The organism is Bacillus sp. LQ16 (genome assembly GCF_057784645.1).
Window position 1 is genome coordinate 2,454,799 of the sequence record NZ_CM173491.1, and the last position, 21,239, is coordinate 2,476,037.

Genomic DNA, 21,239 nt, shown 5'->3' on the forward strand with positions numbered 1-21,239 from the left:
ATGATATTACTGAGGGAAGGTGCATATTTTCATTGATATGTAAATATGCACCTTTTCTATTGTATATGCAATTTAATAAAGTTAATTTGAGTTTCTGTAACGTTCATATATGAAGCCATTCTTTAAAAAAGGACGTGATTTATCATACAAATTCACGCTGTGAAAATACCAAAGAATATTGAAAGTCATTTGTTTAAGAAACTTAGTAACTTGGTTTCAAATGGGAAGAAAGAGCGAATGAAGCGATTATTAAATTCATGCGACATTAATAGGACCCTGATAGGGGATTTACTAATCCGATCTCTAATCTGCCAAAAGTATAAAATTAATAATGAAGAAATTAGATTTATATATAATGAGTATGGAAAACCTTTTGTTGAAAACTTTTCTGACTTTCATTTTAATGTGTCTCATTCAGGAGAATGGGTGGTTTGTACTACTGCTAATTTTAATGTGGGTATTGATATAGAAAAAGTTTCAGAAATAGAGGCTTTTAAATTAGCAAAAGAATTTTTTTCAGCGGAAGAATTTTATGATATATCTAATATGAATTCTGATGAACAAATTAATTATTTTTATGATTTATGGACATTAAAAGAAAGCTATATAAAAACGATTGGAAAAGGGCTTTATACCCCATTAAATTCATTCTCTATAAAAAAAGAATCACGAACTTCAATTTCATACAAGCATATACCTAAAAACTTTTACTTTAAACAATATAACATTGATCCAAATTATAAGTTCTCTGCTTGTGCAACAAGAGATGAATTTCCGCAAGAGATAATAATTAAAGACATTTATACAATTTGCCAAACTATATACAAATTTGAAAGTAAGGAGAAAATCAATGCAGAAGACTAAACTTTTTTGCTTTCCACATGCTGGGGGATCTGCGTTTAACTACGCAAAATGGAAAAATTACTTTAATCCATATATTGAAGTAGTCCCGATAGAATTAGCTGGCAGAGGATATAGAATTGAAGAAAGCTTGTACCAAGGTATGGAAGAGGCCGTAAATGATGCCTACACTAGTATAGTTAAGCAAATAGATGCTTCGCCGTACATTCTATTCGGGCATAGCATGGGGAGTTTGATTGCCTATGAAGTAGCCAGGAAAATACAGGATTCTAATAACGAATTACCTGAATTTCTTGTTTTGTCCGGTAGAAACCATCCAAATAGTAAAATAAAAAATATCCGATATAATCTTCCTAATGAACAATTTAAAAGAGAAGTTATTGCAATGGGAGGTACACCATCTGGGGTACTTCAATCAGAAGAATTAATGGAGATTTTTCTCCCTATTTTAAGAGCAGATTTTAAGATTGTCGAGACATACATTCATGATAATAATATACAACCATGTGATATTGATTTTTTTATATTTAATGGGAAAAATGATGAATTTACTACATATGATCAAGTAATAAAATGGAAGCAATATACAAGTAAAACGTGTACTTTTCATTCTTTTGAAGGTAGTCATTTCTTTCTAAATGAAAATATTGAAGACATAGCAAAGAGTATTATAGGAAAGTTAAATTCTAAAAGATTATCAACTAGTTTTTAGAGGTTTTCTTTCATCATCAGACAGTCGTTGGATAACTGGTGAGTTAATTGATGCAATTTGTGGATCTTGCTTATAATGCTAATTGTAAGTATTATGTGCTTTAAAACCATACCTTCCTCAATTTAATGTTGAGAAAGGTTTGGTTTTTATTATTCTAGTAGTAATCACTTTTTAAAGTTATAGAAATTTAAAAATAAAGTATTGTATACTCTAAGAAAATAATCCGTATATATATACGGATTATTTTTCCTTTAATTTACAAAAATAAATTTTTGGAATTGAAAAAAACCTCTCAAATTCCCTTGTAATAACCTTTTTTAGTTGTGTTAATGACATAGGTATCGAAAGATAATTAATTCAATAAGAACGATGTATGAGCCCTTAAAAGAGTTTTGGTGTTATTCACAATTTTAATTCCATAATACTTAAGCCGATATAATAAAATGTTTTATGTCTAAATCGATATAAAGGAATAGTTTTTAAGTGATATTTCTTTTTTATAGAATAAGCAAAACCTGATATTGTAGTAATTATTGTTTTGAGGTCAATTTACTGTGCACCTTGGTTATTGAAGTTTTTTGTTGATTAACAACTATTGTATTTGGAAATTAATAATAAGTTTATCTCGCTGTTTGCTGGGCAGTAAGACCCCCACCTCAAAATTCAGCGGAAGCAAAGAAGTTAGGTGGGGGATCAACTGTCCGTAAAAGCCAGATTGGTGTGGGCTAATAATCAGTGGGGATGAACAAAACCCCCACTGATTAAAGGTTCACTTTATGTGATGAGGTAATAAAACTATCTAATTTGCTATTTTTAGTATTTGTAAAGTCTATATATTTTCCTCTTTTGTGGAAAGTAAAACTAATGTTGCGACCAGTAATATAGTGTCATTTTTTTGAATATTCCATTCGTTTTTTTATGTTTAGTTGAGTACTTGAATTTCCTCCACCTTGTACTTTTCAAAGCATAGTGCTTCAAAAATAACCGTATCGCTTTCATCTGTTTCCAATTTCACAACTTCTTTATTATCTTTTTTTAAAATTTGGAGCAAAATAGTTTTTCAGTTTCATATTTAAATTAGCAGTATTTATTTTTTTGAATTCAATTTGTATAAGTGATTGAATTGGAACTTTGACTGTTGTTTCTTGCGGTGGTACAGTATCTCCTGTTACTTTCGCTGTATTTTAAATCTTTTTCCAGCTTGGTCCTCGCATTGACTACCACTGTATTTTGTAGTACTTCACTGTTTTCTCAAGTTCAATAATTATATCTTGTAGAATTAAGAAAAGAACTTAACTTATTTCATTTACTTATCTACTCTGATGTTTAGATGCTAACTACAATTAAATAATATATGATTTTTATAAAAAAGATATAGTAATATTTTGTTGTGAATTGTACTAATTTGATATTTTATAGTATTATTTGTCGTGAATTATATCTAACAGAATATATTTTATGGATCTATAAAGGAGAATGTAATGAATACTTCTATCGATATACAACACTTGTGTGATCTTGCACATAAAGCATTTAATGCCCCTGTACATATTTTATCTGCAGACAGAAAAATTTTATATCATTCTACATCTGATAATGTTTGTAGTCCTTTTTATTCTTCAAAAGAAGAACATCTTAGTGATATTTATCAAGAAAACGATCCCTTTAACTTGCCACTTTTTCGAAGTAACAACTATCTTGAAAATTTTGTTCTAATTCATATAGAAAATCATGATGATATTAAAGGGACTATTATAATCGGTCCTACTATACATCCAAAAGATTCAGATGATATGATCATAAAATTTCAGAAAGAATTTAAATCAAATGATAACATTCAAGAAAGACTTGCCTATTATCAGTGTTTATCTGAGATTAAAAAAACTACATTAATTGATATGGGAATTTTATTACATTACATGATTTTCAATGAAAAGTTAGATGTAGATATTGTCTTGGAAAAAAATAAAGTACTAGAGGAAATTCCTAATAAAAATGTGAAACCTGATTTATATATTTTAAAACGCCGACAAAACAAACCTAAAACGCACAATATGGCATTAGTAAATGATTTCTTTTCGACTATTAAAGAAGGCAATAAAAAAAAGTTAATACAGTATATGTATGCGGTTTCGCAAGAAGATGTTGAACTTATGCTAATAGAGGATCCGCTCAGGAATCAAAAAAACCTTGGAATTATTGCGATTACCTTAGCCACTCGATATGCAATAGAAGGAAACCTGCCACCAGATATTGCTTTTGCTCATAGTATTTTATATATACAAACCCTGGAACAATTAGATAATGTAGAATCTGTAAAGCGATTGTCAGGGGATGCTTTACGTACTTTTGCAGATCGTGTGAAAGAATACAATGCAAAAAAGTATTCTTACGCAGTTACTACATGTATAAAACATATTAATAAAAATGTTTACGATGGAATATCTCTGAATGAACTTGCTAATCATTTAGAAATTACGCCTACTTATCTGTCTAAACTATTTAAAAAAGAAATGGGAATTACTTTAAGCGAATATATTCAAAGGGAACGAGTGGAAGAAGCAAAAAAATTATTAACACTCACTACTTATTCGTTATCAGATATCTGTGCGTGGCTTAACTTTAATGACCAAAGTTATTTTATAAGAGTTTTCAAAAAAATCACTAGCATGACTCCCAGGCAGTACCGTGAAAAATATACAGTAATATAAGCTTGTTATCTGCTGTCTCCAATGTAAAGACTTAAACATGGGTATAAGTATCCCAAAAAATGAAAATTCACTAACCATTATTTTGCTAAAGGAAACAAAAAGATAGAAGGCTGCAAAGTGCTCCAAGGAAACTTTGTAGCTTTTTTGTCATTTAAAACCTACGTTTATAACGAAGATAAGTTTATAGACTAATATCTTCATATTATATATTTATTAATAATGATATTAGGATGTTTTTTTGTAAAAAGATCAACAATATAACATATATTACTAAATATATCTACATTTTATGCAATTATACATAACTAAATAAAGGTAAAAAAGTATAAAAAGACCTATTATATTATTCTATAAGTATTTTTTCTAAAATAAAATTTCTTGGTTGAGCGAAAATAGTTATTTTTAACCGTATACACATTAATTTGTAATCATTACAATTACAGAAATGAAATTTATGAATAACTATATTTATATAATTTTTTCCGGGGCATATTTTTATTTAACAGTAAATTATCGAGCTTAATCGACAAAATTTTTCTATTTACGCATTAAAAATTTAATGTTTTAATGAACAACATAACTGGTATGACCAGATAGAAAGGAGAAGGTTACGCTAATAGGAATTATAGTGAAGTTGTAAGTAACATTATGTCGTTAATAATATTCTAAATAGTAAATTTATTAACAAGAGGTCAAGAATCAAATTTGTAATAAACGTGTTCTAAGTTTCTGCATAACAAAAGTGAAGTTATTCCGCAATAAAAGTATAAGCGATGTACAGTATAATTTTACCTTTTGTAGTCTAGTAAGGAGTTTGCTGATAAAACTAAGAGTAATATTATTAAATTTAAATTAAACAATGTTATGGCAAGATTAACTGTAAGCATTGGTTTATTGATTCTCGCGGTTCTGTAAGTTAAACCGCAATTCTAGGGAAGAATTACACATTTACTATTCATAGGGTGCTTGATTCAAATATAGTTAATAAATTTTTGTTATTTATATTTGAAAAAATAGAGTATCGAAGTGAGAGGTAAGTAAAATCCTTACATTCTATTAGAAGTAAAAAATAACGATATTATCCTATCTGAAAGATTTCTCCTTCTTAATCAGTTTACAACGAGAGAGGTCATACAAGTTATATGAATTAAGTTATAAAAACAATGGTAAAGGAGTGTACGGAATGAAAACTAAAATAATTACAGGATTATTAGTCACATCCATTGTAACTGGAGGAAATATTCCTATCAATACTCTCGCAACACCAATCGTTCAAGCGGAAACTCAACAGGAAGGCATGGATATTTCCTCTTCATTACGAAAATTAGGTGCGCAATCTAAATTAATCCAAACGTATATTGATCAATCTTTAATGAGTCCTAATGTACAGTTAGAGGAAGTCACAGCTTTAAATACAAATCAATTCCTAATCAAACAAGATATGAAGGAATGGTCATCGGAACTCTATCCACAGTTAATTCTATTAAATTCAAAAAGTAAAGGATTTGTAACAAAATTTAATAGCTATTACCCGACATTAAAATCGTTTGTAGACAATAAAGAAGATAGAGAAGGGTTTTCGGATAGACTTGAAGTACTTCAAGAAATGGCTATGACGAATCAAGAAAATACGCAACGGCAAATCAATGAATTAACAGATCTTAAATTACAGCTTGATAAAAAATTAAAAGATTTTGATACCAATGTGGCAACTGCTCAAGGCATACTAAGTACAGATGGAACAGGAAAAATAGACCAGTTAAAAAATGAAATATTAAATACCAAAAAAGCAATTCAAAATGATTTACAGCAAATTGCCTTAATACCAGGGGCTTTAAATGAACAGGGATTTGCTATATTCAAAGAAGTTTATAGTCTTTCAAAAGAAATTATTGAACCAGCTGCTCAAGCAGGGGTGGCAGCGTATAACAAAGGAAAAGAAATTAACAACTCTATTCTAGAAGCAGAGAAAAAAGCAGTGCAAGAAGCAACAGAGCAAGGTAAAACTGCTCTAGAGATTGAATCAGCAAAAAAAGCAGCTCGTGAAGCAATTGAGAAAAGCAAACAAGGTGAAATAGCAGCCGCAGCCGCAGCAAAAACACAAGAGTATGACCTGATGAAGGTCATTGATACCGAAAAGATTAAGAAAACATTTGGCGTTTTTGCTGAAGTAAATAAATTAACAGCAGAACAGCGAGCATATTTAGATGATTTAGAGAAACAAAATCAAAAAATATATGATTTAACAACGAAACTATCAATAGCTGATTTACAAAAATCAATGCTTCTTCTTACACAAAATGATTTGCATACGTTTGCAAATCAAGTAGATGTAGAACTTGATCTACTAAAGCGCTATAAAGAAGATTTAAATCTAATAAAAAATAGCATTACAAAATTATCTACTAATGTTGATACAACTAGCGAGCAGTCTCAAAAAGATACATTAAGACAATTAAAAAATGTAATAAGTTACCTTGAAGAACAAGTATATAAATTTTAATATTGCGTTTTTTCGGAATTCATAAAGATTATAAGCATTTAGCGAAAGAAGGAGAATAGTCATGAAAAAATTTCCATTCAAAGTACTAACTTTAGCTACATTAGCAACTGTTATAACTGCTACTACCGGTAACACTATTCATGCATTTGCACAAGAAACGACCGCTCAAGAACAAAAAGTAGGCAATTATGCATTAGGCCCCGAAGGACTGAAGAAAGCATTAGCTGAAACAGGATCTCATATTCTAGTAATGGATTTATACGCAAAAACAATGATTAAGCAACCAAATGTAAATTTATCTAATATTGATTTAGGCTCAGAGGGGGGAGAGTTGCTCAAAAATATTCACCTTAATCAAGAGCTATCACGAATCAATGCGAATTACTGGTTAGATACAGCGAAGCCACAGATTCAAAAAACTGCTCGTAATATTGTAAATTACGATGAACAATTTCAAAATTATTACGACACATTAGTAGAAACTGTACAAAAGAAAGATAAGGCAGGTCTAAAAGAGGGTATAAATGATTTAATTACTACAATCAATACAAATTCAAAAGAAGTTACAGATGTGATTAAGATGCTACAAGACTTCAAAGGGAAACTATATCAAAATTCTACAGATTTTAAAAATAATGTTGGTGGTCCAGATGGGAAAGGTGGATTAACTGCAATATTAGCAGGTCAACAGGCAACGATCCCACAACTTCAAGCTGAAATTGAGCAACTTCGTTCTACTCAGAAAAAACATTTTGATGATGTATTAGCATGGTCAATTGGTGGTGGATTGGGAGCAGCTATTTTAGTTATTGCAGCTATTGGAGGAGCGGTTGTAATTGTTGTAACTGGTGGTACAGCAACACCGGCTGTTGTTGGTGGACTTTCAGCTCTTGGAGCAGCTGGTATCGGTCTAGGAACTGCGGCTGGTGTCACGGCATCTAAGCATATGGACTCCTATAACGAAATTTCTAACAAAATCGGAGAATTAAGTATGAAAGCAGATCGTGCTAATCAAGCAGTTCTTTCGCTTACTAACGCGAAAGAAACATTGGCATATCTGTACCAGACTGTAGATCAAGCGATATTGTCTCTAACAAATATTCAAAAGCAATGGAATACAATGGGCGCAAATTATACAGATTTACTGGATAATATCGATTCTATGCAAGACCACAAATTCTCTTTAATACCGGATGATTTAAAAGCTGCTAAAGAAAGTTGGAATGATATTCATAAAGATGCAGAATTCATTTCAAAAGACATTGCTTTTAAACAGGAATAGAACTGAAAATGAAAAATTATATTGGAGGAATATAAAATGATGAAAAATATCCCGTACAAACTAATCGTCGCATCGGCTCTTTTAACTATGACAGCAACTTCTGTAGTCTCACCAGTAGCAACTTTTGCAAGTGAAATTGAACAAACGAACAATGGAGATACGGCTCTTTCTGCAAATGAAGCGAGAATGAAAGAGACCTTGCAAAAGGCTGGATTATTTGCAAAATCTATGAATGCCTATTCTTATATGTTAATTAAGAATCCTGATGTAAATTTTGAAGGAATTACTATTAATGGATATGTAGATTTACCTGGTAGAATCGTACAAGATCAAAAGAATGCAAGAGCACATGCTGTTACTTGGGACACGAAAGTAAAAAAACAGCTTTTAGATACATTGACTGGTATTGTTGAATATGATACCACGTTCGACAATTATTATGAAACATTGGTTGAGGCGATTAATACAGGGGATGGAGAAACTTTAAAAGAAGGAATTACAGATTTACGAGGTGAAATTCAACAAAACCAAAAGTACGCACAACAATTAATAGAAGAATTAACTAAATTAAGAGACTCTATTGGACAAGATGTTAGAGCATTTGGAGGCAATAAAGATCTTTTGCAATCGATTCTAAAAAACCAAGGTGCAGATGTTGATGCAGATCAAAAGCGTCTAGAAGAAGTATTAGGATCAGTAAACTATTATAAACAATTAGAATCTGATGGGTTTAATGTAATGAAGGGTGCTATTTTGGGTCTACCAATAATTGGCGGTATTATAGTGGGAGTAGCAAGAGACAACTTAGGTAAGTTAGAGCCTTTATTAGCAGAATTACGTCAGACCGTGGATTATAAAGTAACATTAAATCGTGTAGTTGGAGTTGCTTATAGTAATATTAATGAAATGCACAAGGCACTTGATGATGCTATTAACGCTCTTACTTATATGTCAACGCAGTGGCATGATTTAGATTCTCAATATTCGGGCGTTCTAGGGCATATTGAGAATGCAGCTCAAAAAGCGGATCAAAATAAATTTAAATTCTTAAAACCTAATTTAAATGCAGCGAAAGATAGTTGGAAAACATTACGAACAGATGCCGTTACATTAAAAGAAGGAATAAAGGAATTAAAAGTGGAAACAGTTACTCCACAAAAATAGGGAAATATTAATTCTGTTGTAAAGTGAACTAAAACATAGAAAGTCTATGATTACACTGTTAAACAGAAAAGTAATAATTAATAAATCCTTATATAACAGAAAGGCGGAGTCTCATTAAAGACTTCGCCTTTCAATTATATATAAGTATGATTCGAATAAAAAATAACCTTGTAGTTTAATTGCTTTTTTAAAATTTGCAACAGAATCGGTTAATTTGAAGCAGATTATATACATTTTCTTTAATACTTAATGATTTGAAGGCTGCTAAAGAAAGTTCAAACGATACTGATAAAAGATGTAGAACTCATTTTGAAAGACATCGCTTTTTAATAAGATTAGAACTTGAAACCATACCTTATATAGGAGGAATACGAAATGATGAAAAAAATCCCTAATAAACTACTCGCTGTATCAGCGTTTTTAACTATAACAACTACTTATGCAGTCATACCACTAGAAACTTTTGCGATTGAAATTGAACAAACGAACAATGAAAATATATCTCTTTCAGCAAATGAAGAACAGATGAAAAAAGCTTTGCAAGATGCTGGTTTATTTGCAAAAGCTATGAATGAATATTCTTATTTGCTAATTAATAATCCAGATGTGAGTTTTGAAGGAATAACTATTAATGGAAATGCAGATTTACCTAGTAAAATTGTACAAGATCAAAAGAATGCAAGAGCACATGCTGTTACATGGAATACACAAGTAAAAAAACAGCTTTTTGATACATTGACAGGCATTATAGAATACGATACAAAATTTGAAAATTATTATGAAACATTAGTAGAGGCGATTAATAATGGAAATGGAGATACTTTAAAAAAAGGGATTACAGATTTACAGGGGGGAATTCAACAAAATCAAAAGTCTGCAAAAGCATTAATAGAAGAATTAATTCAATTAAAAAATGCTATTGGAGAAGATGTTAGAACATTTGGAAGTCATAAAGAGACATTGCAATCGATTTTAAAAAACCAAGGTGCTGATGTGGAGGCTGACCAAAAGCGTCTAGAGGACCTTTTAGGACAAGTAAAATATCAGAAAGACATAGAATCTAAGGGATTAGACATGGTGAAAATCCCCTTTATTCCAACCTTGATTGCTGGTGGCATCATGATAGGTGATGCAAGAGGTAAGTTAGGTTGGCTAGAACCTGAATTAGCAAAATTGCGTCAGACTGTAGATTATAAAATAACATTGAATCGTGTAGTTGGAGTTGCATTTCATAATATTAGTGATATGCATAGTATGCTTGATAGTGCTATCACTGCTCTTACTTATATGTCTACGCAATGGGAGGATTTAGATTCTCAATATTCGGGTGTACTGGGACATATTGATAAAGCTGATCAAAAAGCTGATCAAAATAAATATAAATTCTTAACCCCTAGCTTGAATGCAGCGAAAAACAGTTGGAAAACATTAAAAACAGATGTTGTCACTTTGCAAGAAGGGATAAAAATTGCAGAGAAAAAAGAACAGGATTTTTTGAATCAGCTTCGTCCATCAAACGTTTTCTACTTTTATAAAAAAATTCATAACGCATACACTTTTGAAATAAAGACTGGAACAAATGCGCCAAATGCGTCTTATAAAGTTATGAATTTAACTAAAAACACTGTTCATAATATGTGGAGTGGAGGGGCTAATACTAACATGTGGGCTGATTGGCTTTCATTCAATCCAAATGATGAATTTGCGGTAGTAGCAGTAGTGGATGGTAAAGAATATGTTGTATATAAAGACAAAGTACAAAATATAATGAACTGAATCTGAAAAGTAACGAAGTAATTAAAGCTGGACAATAAACTAGACATCAAGTTAATTTGAAAATCTCCTTAAATCCTAGAATACTTTGCTCAAGAAAAAGAATTTGTTCAACGAAAAAGTAAATATTGAACCATGGAGTTAGTTGTATTATGTGTATGGTTTTACCGAACGGTTTCAAGTACATTACGCATACAATTATGTAGTTATCCTGAAGCATCTACAGGTGTTCTTATCGACCCTGAAGAACTACTTCGCTTCCTAAGTGGAGTAATTTTATGCAAAATTAAGTGAACGTTTTTGTACATAGATTAGTTGACATTTATATAGGTTTTTTCCATTTTCAAAGATAGATTTGTTTTTTGTGTTATTTTTTAAAAATTACGGCTGAAATTTCTATATTTATGACTCGGCATATAATCATTGTTCGATGAAATGACATACCACGTCCCTTAGAGTTTCAGACATATTACGATAACTTAAAGAAAAAAGATAATAGTAGTCAACGGTTACTATTATCTTTTTTGAACTATTTTTCATTAAAATATCTCATCTGCTGTTCGCCTTATTTTCTTTTCTAGATTTTATCCTAGTTTAAATTTTATGCATTTGAACTGTTTATACTATTTGTAGGATTTTTAGTTTTTTTGTCGAATACACTTAATGCAAGGAGGGACATTACATGATTATTAAAGATTATTTCATCAATCTTTCTATTTTTTCTTTATTAGTTAGCGCAGCAATATTTATTCAAGTGTTTACAATTAATTCTAGTCGATATTTCGAAAAGCTCTATGGAGGGATTATTGCAGTTACGTTAATGTTCTTTTCTTTTCCATACATGGGATTTTCCTACGATCTTCGAATTGTTCCTCTTATTCTATCTTTTATTTACTTTGGCCGTATTGCTGGTTGGATTACGTTAATTAGCATAATTTTAATGCGTATATTTTACATTGGAGGGTATTGGGAACCTCCTGTGATTGCTTATTTATGTATGGGAATTCTATTTTCTAATTTTAAAACTTATTTTAAAAAACTACATCCTTTTAAAAGTGCATCTTTATATTTTTCTGTTTTTATTGGAATAAAGTGGTTAGTTGGCGTATTATTTAATATTACATTACTTTACAAAGGAGGCTTATTATATATAGCGTTAGGACTTTTAATTGGGCTATTTCTTATGGAAGCCTACCAGAGATTGTATTATTTAACACGGGACTTATCTAAAATGAATCGAGAATTAAAAAAATCGAAGCAAGAACTTACAGATACCGTACATGAGCTTCAAGGAGGAATTTTTAAATTTAAAAAAGTGGGTAAGCACTTTATACACACTTTATGTGATGGACAGTTTTATTATCAAAACGGATTTTATTCTGAACAGGTGGTAGGAAAAAGCTTACGTACTATTGATGCTTCTATTGTTCCTCCACATTTAGTTCCACAATTGATGAAGTACTATCTTAAGGCATGGGAAGGAAAAGAAATTATATTTGAATTACCTTGGCCAAATGATAAAACTATTATTCTTATTGCGCTTAGGCCGATTAAAAGAAATGGACAAGTTATTGAAGTTGTTGGTTCTACAGTTGATATAACCGAAAGGAAAAAGGTAGAATCAGAATTAAGCGCTACCAAAGAATTATTAGAATCATTTATAAAGCACAATCTAGATGCTATTACCATTTCTGATCGAGAAGGGCATATTTTACAAGCCAATAAAGCTTATGAAAAGATATTTGGGTGGTCATCACAAGAAATCATAGGTAAGAGATTACCTTGTGTACCAGATTTTTTAATGGAAGAATCGCTCAAAAATATTCAGAAAATTCTAACAGGTGAATCGGTGGTTACTAGATTAGAAACTGTTAGACAACGGAGTGATGGGAGTCTTCTTGATATCAGTCTGACAGTTTCTCCTATACTAGATGTAAGAGGAAATGTGATAGCTTTATCAGCAATATGTAGAGACATCTCTGAAAGAAAACAAGCAGAAAGAGAACGGCATCGATTACACCAGCAACTAAGAGATAGTGAAATGAAGTACCGTGCACTAATCGAACAAGCAACTGATGCGGTATATGTAGTAGAGCTGAATGAAGATAATGCTCCAAGTCGATTTATTGAGGTAAACCCTGTTGGGTGTAGAAGATTTGGATATAGTAGAGAAGAGTTGCTCTCATTATCATTTTCAAATATAGTACCACAAGATTCTCAAATAATCGTAAGGTTATTAGAAAAAATTAAAAAAGGACAAACTTTCTTCACTTTGCAAGATGAATATGTTTTTCCAACAGGAAAAGTAATAACAACTGAGTTTAGTGTTCGTGTTTTTAACTTAAATGGTAAAAAAGTTTTTCTAAGTATTTCTCGTGATATCACTGAACGGCTAAAAACAGAAGAATTATTACGAAAATCTGAAAAACTTGCTGTTGTAGGACAATTAGCGACTGTAATGGCTCATGAGATTAATAATCCATTAACTGCAATGAAAGGGTTCATGCAATTACTAAAATCAACGGAAAATGAGAATAATCAGGGTTATATTAATATAGTATCATCAGAGATTGAGCGTATAGAGAGCATAACAACTGAATTTATGGCGGTAGCCAAACCACAGGTAGTAAAAATGCAACCTAATAACATTAGTGTGCTAATGGATCAAGTTTTAATGCTACTACAACCTCAAGCAATGATGCATAATATAAAATTTAGAATCGATCTTAACCCTGGTATTCCATTGATTTCATGTGAAGGAAATCAATTAAAACAAGTATTTGTTAATATATTAAAAAATGCAATTGAATCTATGCCGATGGGAGGGGAAATTCTGATTCAAATAAATATACTTGATAATAATCAAGTAAGCATTCGTTTTATCGATCAAGGGTGTGGGATTCCAAAAGAACGTATACCATACCTCGGAGAACCTTTTTATAGTATTAAAGAAGAGGGGATTGGCTTAGGATTAATGATCTGTTATAAAATCATTGAAACACATCAGGGAAAGATATTTATTAAGAGTGAAATGAATAAGGGGACTACAGTTGAAGTCACTCTCCCTATTTGTACACTTCAAAATTAAGATATTCTCTTACTGAAATTTTTTAAGAAACCATACAGAATGTAATGCCAATGTTACTTAATGAAATAATAAAGAGAAGAACACTGGTAAATGTACCCTATAGAATAGACACTTGAAAAAGCCTGTTATAAAAACATCCTTTCTTTAGAACCAAAAGAAAGGATGTTTTTAATATTGTAATTTTTCTTGGAGACATTTCAAATTTTTACTTGTAATACATTTTTTAACTAATTTTGGTTAAGTTAGTTAAAAAGGCATTATTTTTAATGAGCATATTGACATATAAATATCCCTCATTTTTAAAATAGAAATTTCTAAAAACTATATATAGGTTCTTTTTGAAAGGAAGGGTATTTATCAATTGAAACCACATGAAAGAATATCTGTTTACTCTATAGAATCTTTGCAGGATTTAATGAAATTACTAAAAAATCTAAAGATTTTATAACGTTGGAAATTGCTTCTAATAATTCCGCTATAGTCATTTCATATTTTAGAACATTAATCGATGTAAATATATTTCATGAAGAGGTTTTGACTTATATAAAAGAGAAGAGCTTCGATTCGTTACAAGATATTCAGTCTGTATTACCCTTTGAGAATTCAAAAATAACAAATCAAATGGAAGATATTCAGGATAGTATTTTAAATGGCTATATACTTATTCAGTTCAATACAGATAAATTAAATTGTTTGTTAGTAAATGTGTCAAAGAAAGAAAAAAGAGATATTTCAAAAGCAGAAATTGAATACAATATTGTGGGTCCGCAAATCGCATTTGTCCAAGATTTAGATGTAAATTTAAATTTAGTACGTAGAAAACTTTCAACACCTTATTTACAAATGAAGGAATTGAAAGTAGGATCTCTCTCTAACACAACTGTTGCGATTGTATACGTAACGCGAATTTCATGAATCATTATTTGTAGTCGAACTGGTCCTTAGGGCAATGTAGAGTAGACTTGAAACAGCATAGATTCTCTTAAACTGAATATCTTATTGTAGAGGGAATCTTTATTACATGGGGGAGTCTGCATGGGATACTTAATACCTGTTGAATCTGATGTAAGAATTTTTGTAGAAGATATAAATCCGAAAGGTAAGAAAACAATACTTTTTATACATGGTTGGCCATTAAACCATAAGCAATTCGAATATCAGTACAATGTACTTCCAGCAATGGGATATCGATGTATAGGCATTGATTGGAGGGGGTACGGCAATTCAGACAAACCATACAGTGGATACAATTTTGATAGATTGGCAGATGATATAGCAGTAGTAATTAAAGCGTTACAGCTTAAAGATGTCACACTAGCAGGACACTCCACAGGTGGTGCAATTTCAATTCGTTATATGGCTCGTTATCAAGGATTTGGAGTATCCAAATTAGTCCTAATTGGTGCTGCATCTCCAACTAGTGTGGAAAAAGGGATTGCGAATAAGTTCATTACAGACACACTGAACGATCGCCCTAATATGTTGCAGGGTGTAACAGATCAATTTTTCTTTCAGAAAATCACTGGACCATTTTTCGAATGGTTTCTACAGTTAGGATTGGAAGCGGCTAGTTGGTCGACAGCTGCGATTATGAGAACATTGAGAGATGAAAATGTGTATAGCGATCTTGGTAAAATAAACGTACAGACGCTAATTATTCACGGTATTCACGATAAAATTGTTCCATTTACTAAGGGAGAAGAGACGCAAAAATTATTGGGAAATGCACAACTTGTACCTTTTCAATTCAGTGGTCACGGCACATTCTGGGAAGAGCGGGAAAAGTTTAACCAGGTTTTAATCCAATTTATTGGATAAAAAATACACTATGTAATATGTACGTAGGCTAAATAGTAAGTAATAAAAGGAACGCACTTGATTAAAAACTTTATTCTGAGAGTTCCTTTTATTTTCAGCTATTCACTTCATCCAAAGTTGTATGAGAAGGCGATAAGCCTTACCGATACACAATTACTAAAGGTATAAAGGAACAATAAAGGATAAGTATGGCATATTGTTCTGTTTTATCCACGAATGGCTCTAGTTTTGAACCAAATAGCGAGGCGTTAAGATGATGGAATTGATTATATTATTTTGATATATTGAAGAATAGACACGTAAAGAATTAGCAGGTACAATGGCGTACGATAAAATTGAGTATGAACTATCCAAAAAGTATCAGCGGTTTACTAAGGATTATGAACAGTATAGATTACAAAACCCCTGTATTAAGGGGATTTTGTTTTTTTACATGACGAAATGCTTAAAAACATAATATAAAATAAACATGTTTGATTTTCATTCATGTTTAATTTTTATAAACATCCATTACTTTAAACGTTTGACAAACGAGCATTAAGTCTGGAGTAAAAGTAAGTCCATACCGACTTAATTCCCAAGTGAAAAATTTAACGTGCTCACTATACCAATAATCATAGCTTAAATCGCCTTCACCCTCAGATCTTGCAAAATTACTTGTTACTTCATTCATTTTTAGTAAATCGATCTTTGTATATTTTATAATTGCTAATGGATTATTGTCTCCATCCAATACAATATCGTACTGACCAACTTTTTGAATTTCTTCCCCTTCAAGCTCATAAACACAATGTGCAGCGCATGTTCCTGTTTTGATTCCTTTAACTACTAAACTTCCTAATTCATCTCCCATTTCTTTGGAACCATCTCCAAACATCCATGCATCTGGAACACTCATGTTTAACTCATTTTCTTTAGAGTACATATACCAATATTCTTCTATCTTATTAACTGACATCTGTCACTCATCTCCTTAATATTTAAATATTTTGAATTTAATACACGGCATATTATCTGTCAATATTTTAGAAGAACTTGCAATACAACTACATCGATAAATTTTTTTGTAAAATAAAACTCTTCATAATCATATTTCACATTCTGTAAACTCATGCAAATAAAGAAAACTGGTACTGTTATTATGCTGAAATTGTAATGGAAAAGTAAAATGGTTGAAAGTACACGTTATAAATGGATTTATTTACCAATAATATTTTCTTTGTTTCGTAGCATATTAAACGTACAGGAGGTGATATGTGATGGCAAACAATCGTAACAACTCTTTAGTGGTTGCAGGTGCAGAAAGCGCACTGGATCAAATGAAATATGAAATTGCACAAGAATTCGGCGTACAATTAGGTGCGGATTCAACTGCAAGAGCGAACGGCTCTGTAGGTGGAGAAATCACAAAACGTCTCGTTGCTATGGCAGAACAGCAACTTGGTGGATATAACAAATAATGCTAGGTATAAAGTCGAAAAAGGAGAGATTATTTCTCTCCTTTTTTGTTTTGTATTCGATTATAAATAGTATATTTGTTATCTTTCTTGTCTCTCATTATTTGTTTCTTCCAGCCACTTAGAAACGGATTCTTGCATACGAGATTCTAATGATTGTATTATTTTAATTGATATAGCAAGTGCTTGATCCGCATACTTATTCGGGAACATGTTGCGCAAAGTAGGTTCATTTTCAGCACCATCTCCTGGTTCACGGTAATCTTCAATGATGTAATCATCCCCATTTTTTGTGACTGTCACACGGACTGGAAGTAAATGTCCTGCTTGAGGAACTGTCTGTGTTTCGCGGTTATATCCTTGCATGAGGGAATGGAGGTAGACATACATTTTTTCATCCTTCATCTCAGTTCCATAGATTACATGCGTCTCAAATTGTTTTTCTGTATGATTTAATTTGTCTTGATTCCAGGCAATGATACTTTCTGAAATAAGGGAATCTAGTTTGCTGTTAAGTGGAATATCCGTTACATCCTTTGCCTCATTTTGGACAGAATCACACCCTGTTGCAATGAAAACGAGTATGACAATACTTACGGTAATTATTATCTTTCTCAAAATCTTATTTTCATATGTTAATGCAAAACGTCTGCTCATCAATTCACTCCATTTCTCTTTGTGCTAATCATCCACTGACATAACTCTTTTATATGACAATAGTAAAATCGCCTTCAAACTAGAAACTTATTCTATCCAAGGAAATATATTGAATTATATAATACATACTATACATTCTTACACATAACGGGAGAGACTCTATGAGAAAAGTTATAATGTATTGCGGGATCTTTATTATGATTCTTTTAAGCGGTTGTATCCGATTCGGAAAAGACATTACAGATACAATCTATCTCATTCCTGAAGCATACGAAGGAGACCTTTTGGTTATATACAATGTTCCAGGAGCTGAGTTGTTGCCAGAAGAAGATGGATTTCGTGTCGTCACTTTTTCTGCAGACGGGACCGCAGTTACATCTACAGCCGATATGAAATATGGGGAAGTCAATGACACGTATTACACGGTTAACAAGGAAGGTAAGCGCACCAAACTTGATGAAAGCTGTATACGCGTTGGTTCAAATGGAGGCACTACTGAAAACATTGGTAAAGAAAATGAGCATACATTCTCATACGCGAAATTGGCAGTTACAACTAGTGCTTGCTCACAAAGCTTCTCATCATACGGGAGAGAAGTACCAGAAAATCAAGAACATCCTGTAGAGAAGAAACTGAGGGAATTATTGGTGCTCGTAAAAGAGCAGTATATGAAAGTGAAATACTAAATTTTCAAAAGGGTGAATGGATGATGTTAGGAATAGGGTTGATTGTAGTAGGCGTTTTACTTGTCAGCGTTGTATCTTACCGAGAAATAAAGAAAGCAGGGGGCGTAACCTGGATTGAAATTCTAGTATATCCCTTTTTATTATTAATAGGCGCGTTACTCGAACATTTTGATCTGCCAGAGTTTTTAATATTTTTAGGTTTGGTATGTATTGTTTTTGGTAGCTGTATGGTCATGGGCGTCAATATTCTATAACATTAAGAGCAAAGCATCTAGTTCAGATGCTTTTTTATTTTATTTTGTAATTTTTATTTTTAATGTCTATCACACTAGTTAGCCAGACATACAGGGTTCCAAGTGCTGGTAAAAAACTTAGCAAGTTGAATGTATTCTCTATAATATAGAATGAAATAAAAATGGAGGAAAAATAAATAGACAATGGAAGAAAAATGTATACGTCACGTTTTAAAGATTTTAAACTTTGCACTTTATTCACCTCAGCTTTTCTGGCATTATGTTTTAAATAAGAACCCGTAAATTTGCAGATTCTCCTGGTGATGATTTTAAAATATGTAACTTAGTTTTAATCATAGAATGTATTGAGTCACTATAAAAATCAAATATTAATTTTCTAAAGAATCCTATACAAACCTTATTGCGTTAGAAATACAGACCTAATTATAACCGTTGTAAATGGATCCAATTAGATTTCGGCCATCCCAGTATCCGCATCATAACTAGTAACACATCCTGTCATCCCTTTTAAAATACCAACATGGATTGTTGCATCCGCATTAACTGTTACAATTTTCATCACATTCAGCTCTGTTTCGATAATATGCTTTGACTTTCCGCGTGATCATTTATTCGTTAGATAACAAAAACGCACCGTAACCCAGTGCGTTTCAGACAAATAATACCTATATGTTTTACTTTGTAATTTGGAAGGAGCCACCATAATAATATGAATTGTCTACTTTTAGTACTGCCACATATGTACCTGGTGTGTAAACCGTTGTAATTGGTGTTTTGAACCTAGAATAGTAGTGGTGTCCAGCCTCACCTGCAGAAATGGTTTTGTAGCGTTGCAATTTACCTTCTCCGTTCAATCGATAAATCTTTACAACACCTACATCTTTTCCGCCTATATATACCGTCGTATCAAACGTATCACCTTGTTTTAACGTACCAGGGGCTAATTCTTGTAGATAGTCCACGTTGTGATGCAATAAGAAATACGTCTGCCATGGCCAATCATCCACAACAGCTGAAGCTTGCTTAATCGTATTTACTTCAGCGCGCGCTTTATCAGGTAGCGTACTGTCTAAAACGATAAAACCCGAAAAGGTTAAGGCACCGATTAAAGCAAATGAACATAATTTTTTCATATTAAATTCCTCCCGTTTATCTGACATTGTCATAGTCCACTTACAGGTATTAGGTTGTCATCCATTAATTGGATTATTATTCTAAAATCAATATATCATTTTCTTTCAATTTAATCAAATTAGAATTTTCTAACAAGTTATGAGGATAGATAAAATTCCATCTTTCTCCGTTTTTTCTATCATACAAAAGAAAGAACAGAGGCGATAAAGAAATTTTATTCCGCTCTCTTTTCAAATTAACAACATTTCCCGTTTGTACGGTACGAGACTATATTAAACATAAAATAGACACGAAAGGGGATTGGAATTAGCGAATATTTACATGGAATCTAGGAGATGCAAGCTCAACATTTCATAACGGATCGATGGTTCCATTTCAACAGACTCCGAATCCTACAGAAATTTTGTTCTGTTTATTCATGAGGTAACGGAAGAGAATTTAGAAAAACTTGCTACAATTGCTCATCAGTATATAGAGGAGACCATCCATTGTTACAATTACGGCATTGTAGAAGAAATAGGTTAAAAGAATAAAACATACTGTTCCAAATTAATATTCCGTGTGTTTTTTGAACATATATCCTTTGTTTTATGTATATATTGAATATATAAATATATTGTGTTATGATGTGAATTAGAAACTCGCGTGTTTCAAATACAACATTTTTATCTTCTTGATGACCTCTTATCTTTCCGTAAGAGGTCTTTTTTTATCCCTCCTCATTTGCATAGCCGTTAAAATACTATGAAAAGATACTAGGAGACTACTACACTGTGATATTCTCTAGTATTTTTTCTTTATCCATATTATCTATTGTTGGGTAAACGATGAATTATTACTTTTTGTATAATTTTCATACATCCTGTAAATACGTTATTTTTTAGTAGGCAATTAAAATTTACATACATATGTAGCAAGTTTTTTTCTTAACGTACGAAATTCTCGTTATGCATCACTATCAACTTAAGATTATGTATCTTAGGATGAAAATAATTCTATCTCTCTATTCATTTATTCGAAGATTCTTAAAACTCTTGCGATAAAATGTGAATGTATTTATAATTATAGTTAGTTAAGCTAACTAATTATAATTAGTTTTTCAACACAGGAATAGAGCAATAAAAAACAAGAATCTGAAG

The 21,239-nt window shown here is 31.6% G+C and carries 16 protein-coding genes and 2 pseudogenes; 14 read left to right on the plus strand and 4 right to left on the minus strand.

Going from position 1 to position 21,239, the window contains the following annotated elements; genetic code table 11:
• The first annotated feature begins 159 nt into the window (after positions 1–159).
• From AC3EMB_RS12245 to AC3EMB_RS12255, 3 genes and pseudogenes are all read left to right on the plus strand, one after another.
• Positions 160–864: a 4'-phosphopantetheinyl transferase family protein gene (locus AC3EMB_RS12245; RefSeq protein WP_488517714.1), complete on the plus strand. Its 705-nt coding sequence runs from the start codon at positions 160–162 to the stop codon at positions 862–864.
• Complete coding sequence (locus AC3EMB_RS12250) at positions 851–1,573, plus strand: thioesterase II family protein (protein ID WP_488517715.1); 723 nt, start codon at positions 851–853, stop codon at positions 1,571–1,573. The genes AC3EMB_RS12245 and AC3EMB_RS12250 overlap by 14 nt, the downstream gene beginning before the upstream one ends.
• 1 nt (position 1,574) lies before the next feature.
• Positions 1,575–1,649 (plus strand): annotated as a pseudogene (locus tag AC3EMB_RS12255) (short-chain dehydrogenase); the annotation flags it as partial.
• Positions 1,650–2,495: 846 nt separating this feature from the next.
• Here the strand turns inward: AC3EMB_RS12255 and AC3EMB_RS12260 are convergent.
• Positions 2,496–2,624 (minus strand): hypothetical protein, encoded by a 129-nt coding sequence (locus AC3EMB_RS12260; RefSeq protein ID WP_003270913.1) that lies wholly within the window; start codon positions 2,622–2,624, stop codon positions 2,496–2,498.
• Between the two features lie 430 nt (positions 2,625–3,054).
• On the opposite strand from AC3EMB_RS12260, the gene AC3EMB_RS12265 reads away from it, so the two are divergent.
• The 8 genes and pseudogenes from AC3EMB_RS12265 to AC3EMB_RS12300 all read left to right on the plus strand — a co-directional run bounded on the left by AC3EMB_RS12265 (position 3,055) and on the right by AC3EMB_RS12300 (position 15,912).
• Positions 3,055–4,284, plus strand: coding sequence for a helix-turn-helix domain-containing protein (locus AC3EMB_RS12265; RefSeq protein WP_023521964.1), 1,230 nt, complete (start codon positions 3,055–3,057; stop codon positions 4,282–4,284).
• Between the two features lie 1,183 nt (positions 4,285–5,467).
• Positions 5,468–6,787, plus strand: coding sequence for a hemolytic enterotoxin HBL lytic component L2 (gene hblC, locus AC3EMB_RS12270; RefSeq protein WP_078401515.1), 1,320 nt, complete (start codon positions 5,468–5,470; stop codon positions 6,785–6,787).
• Positions 6,788–6,848: 61 nt separating this feature from the next.
• Complete coding sequence (gene hblD, locus AC3EMB_RS12275; protein WP_000714435.1) at positions 6,849–8,069, plus strand: hemolytic enterotoxin HBL lytic component L1; 1,221 nt, start codon at positions 6,849–6,851, stop codon at positions 8,067–8,069.
• 36 nt (positions 8,070–8,105) lie between these two features.
• Positions 8,106–9,233, plus strand: a complete 1,128-nt coding sequence (hblA, locus tag AC3EMB_RS12280; RefSeq protein WP_000977258.1) for a hemolysin BL binding component B — start codon at positions 8,106–8,108, stop codon at positions 9,231–9,233.
• 375 nt (positions 9,234–9,608) lie between these two features.
• Positions 9,609–11,009 (plus strand): hemolysin BL regulatory component HblB, encoded by a 1,401-nt coding sequence (gene hblB, locus AC3EMB_RS12285; RefSeq protein WP_063547312.1) that lies wholly within the window; start codon positions 9,609–9,611, stop codon positions 11,007–11,009.
• A 679-nt stretch (positions 11,010–11,688) separates the two neighbouring features.
• Complete coding sequence (locus AC3EMB_RS12290) at positions 11,689–14,094, plus strand: PAS domain S-box protein (protein ID WP_053564470.1); 2,406 nt, start codon at positions 11,689–11,691, stop codon at positions 14,092–14,094.
• 361 nt (positions 14,095–14,455) lie between these two features.
• A pseudogene (locus AC3EMB_RS12295) lies at positions 14,456–15,003 on the plus strand (spore germination protein); the annotation flags it as partial.
• 126 nt (positions 15,004–15,129) lie between these two features.
• Positions 15,130–15,912, plus strand: a complete 783-nt coding sequence (locus AC3EMB_RS12300) for an alpha/beta fold hydrolase (protein WP_000540875.1) — start codon at positions 15,130–15,132, stop codon at positions 15,910–15,912.
• A gap of 490 nt (positions 15,913–16,402) precedes the next feature.
• Here AC3EMB_RS12300 and AC3EMB_RS12305 read toward each other — a convergent pair whose 3' ends face one another.
• Positions 16,403–16,870 carry an ASCH domain-containing protein gene (locus AC3EMB_RS12305; protein WP_025118480.1) on the minus strand — a complete coding sequence of 156 codons (468 nt, stop codon included), beginning with the start codon at positions 16,868–16,870 and terminating at the stop codon, positions 16,403–16,405.
• A 301-nt stretch (positions 16,871–17,171) separates the two neighbouring features.
• Here AC3EMB_RS12305 and AC3EMB_RS12310 point away from each other — a divergent pair, with 301 nt between their 5' ends.
• Complete coding sequence (locus tag AC3EMB_RS12310) at positions 17,172–17,372, plus strand: alpha/beta-type small acid-soluble spore protein (protein ID WP_000002881.1); 201 nt, start codon at positions 17,172–17,174, stop codon at positions 17,370–17,372.
• Positions 17,373–17,450: 78 nt separating this feature from the next.
• Here AC3EMB_RS12310 and AC3EMB_RS12315 read toward each other — a convergent pair whose 3' ends face one another.
• Positions 17,451–18,026 (minus strand): peptidase M56, encoded by a 576-nt coding sequence (locus tag AC3EMB_RS12315; RefSeq protein WP_242806454.1) that lies wholly within the window; start codon positions 18,024–18,026, stop codon positions 17,451–17,453.
• Positions 18,027–18,187: 161 nt separating this feature from the next.
• Between AC3EMB_RS12315 and AC3EMB_RS12320 the strand changes: the two genes are divergently transcribed.
• Both AC3EMB_RS12320 and AC3EMB_RS12325 read left to right on the plus strand, forming a co-directional pair.
• Positions 18,188–18,712, plus strand: coding sequence for a DUF6843 domain-containing protein (locus AC3EMB_RS12320; RefSeq protein WP_001233337.1), 525 nt, complete (start codon positions 18,188–18,190; stop codon positions 18,710–18,712).
• A 20-nt stretch (positions 18,713–18,732) separates the two neighbouring features.
• The gene (locus AC3EMB_RS12325) at positions 18,733–18,966 is read left to right on the plus strand and encodes a hypothetical protein (RefSeq protein WP_002152897.1); all 234 of its coding nucleotides are present in this window, start codon (positions 18,733–18,735) and stop codon (positions 18,964–18,966) included.
• 674 nt (positions 18,967–19,640) lie between these two features.
• On the opposite strand, the gene AC3EMB_RS12330 is transcribed toward AC3EMB_RS12325, so the two are convergent.
• The gene (locus AC3EMB_RS12330) at positions 19,641–20,099 is read right to left on the minus strand and encodes a DUF5065 family protein (RefSeq protein WP_023521971.1); all 459 of its coding nucleotides are present in this window, start codon (positions 20,097–20,099) and stop codon (positions 19,641–19,643) included.
• Positions 20,100–21,239: the final 1,140 nt, after the last annotated feature.

Bases quoted from the DNA above. Each gene is read 5' to 3' on its own strand.
- AC3EMB_RS12250 (WP_488517715.1), top strand. From the start codon at position 851: ATGCAGAAGACTAAACTTTTTTGCTTTCCACATGCTGGGGGATCTGCG.
- AC3EMB_RS12265 (WP_023521964.1), top strand. From the start codon at position 3,055: ATGAATACTTCTATCGATATACAACACTTGTGTGATCTTGCACATAAA.
- hblC (WP_078401515.1), top strand. From the start codon at position 5,468: ATGAAAACTAAAATAATTACAGGATTATTAGTCACATCCATTGTAACT.
- hblD (WP_000714435.1), top strand. From the start codon at position 6,849: ATGAAAAAATTTCCATTCAAAGTACTAACTTTAGCTACATTAGCAACT.
- hblA (WP_000977258.1), top strand. From the start codon at position 8,106: ATGATGAAAAATATCCCGTACAAACTAATCGTCGCATCGGCTCTTTTA.
- hblB (WP_063547312.1), top strand. From the start codon at position 9,609: ATGATGAAAAAAATCCCTAATAAACTACTCGCTGTATCAGCGTTTTTA.
- AC3EMB_RS12290 (WP_053564470.1), top strand. From the start codon at position 11,689: ATGATTATTAAAGATTATTTCATCAATCTTTCTATTTTTTCTTTATTA.
- AC3EMB_RS12300 (WP_000540875.1), top strand. From the start codon at position 15,130: ATGGGATACTTAATACCTGTTGAATCTGATGTAAGAATTTTTGTAGAA.
- AC3EMB_RS12305 (WP_025118480.1), bottom strand. From the start codon at position 16,870: ATGTCAGTTAATAAGATAGAAGAATATTGGTATATGTACTCTAAAGAA.
- AC3EMB_RS12310 (WP_000002881.1), top strand. From the start codon at position 17,172: ATGGCAAACAATCGTAACAACTCTTTAGTGGTTGCAGGTGCAGAAAGC.
- AC3EMB_RS12315 (WP_242806454.1), bottom strand. From the start codon at position 18,026: ATGAGCAGACGTTTTGCATTAACATATGAAAATAAGATTTTGAGAAAG.
- AC3EMB_RS12320 (WP_001233337.1), top strand. From the start codon at position 18,188: ATGAGAAAAGTTATAATGTATTGCGGGATCTTTATTATGATTCTTTTA.
- AC3EMB_RS12325 (WP_002152897.1), top strand. From the start codon at position 18,733: ATGATGTTAGGAATAGGGTTGATTGTAGTAGGCGTTTTACTTGTCAGC.
- AC3EMB_RS12330 (WP_023521971.1), bottom strand. From the start codon at position 20,099: ATGAAAAAATTATGTTCATTTGCTTTAATCGGTGCCTTAACCTTTTCG.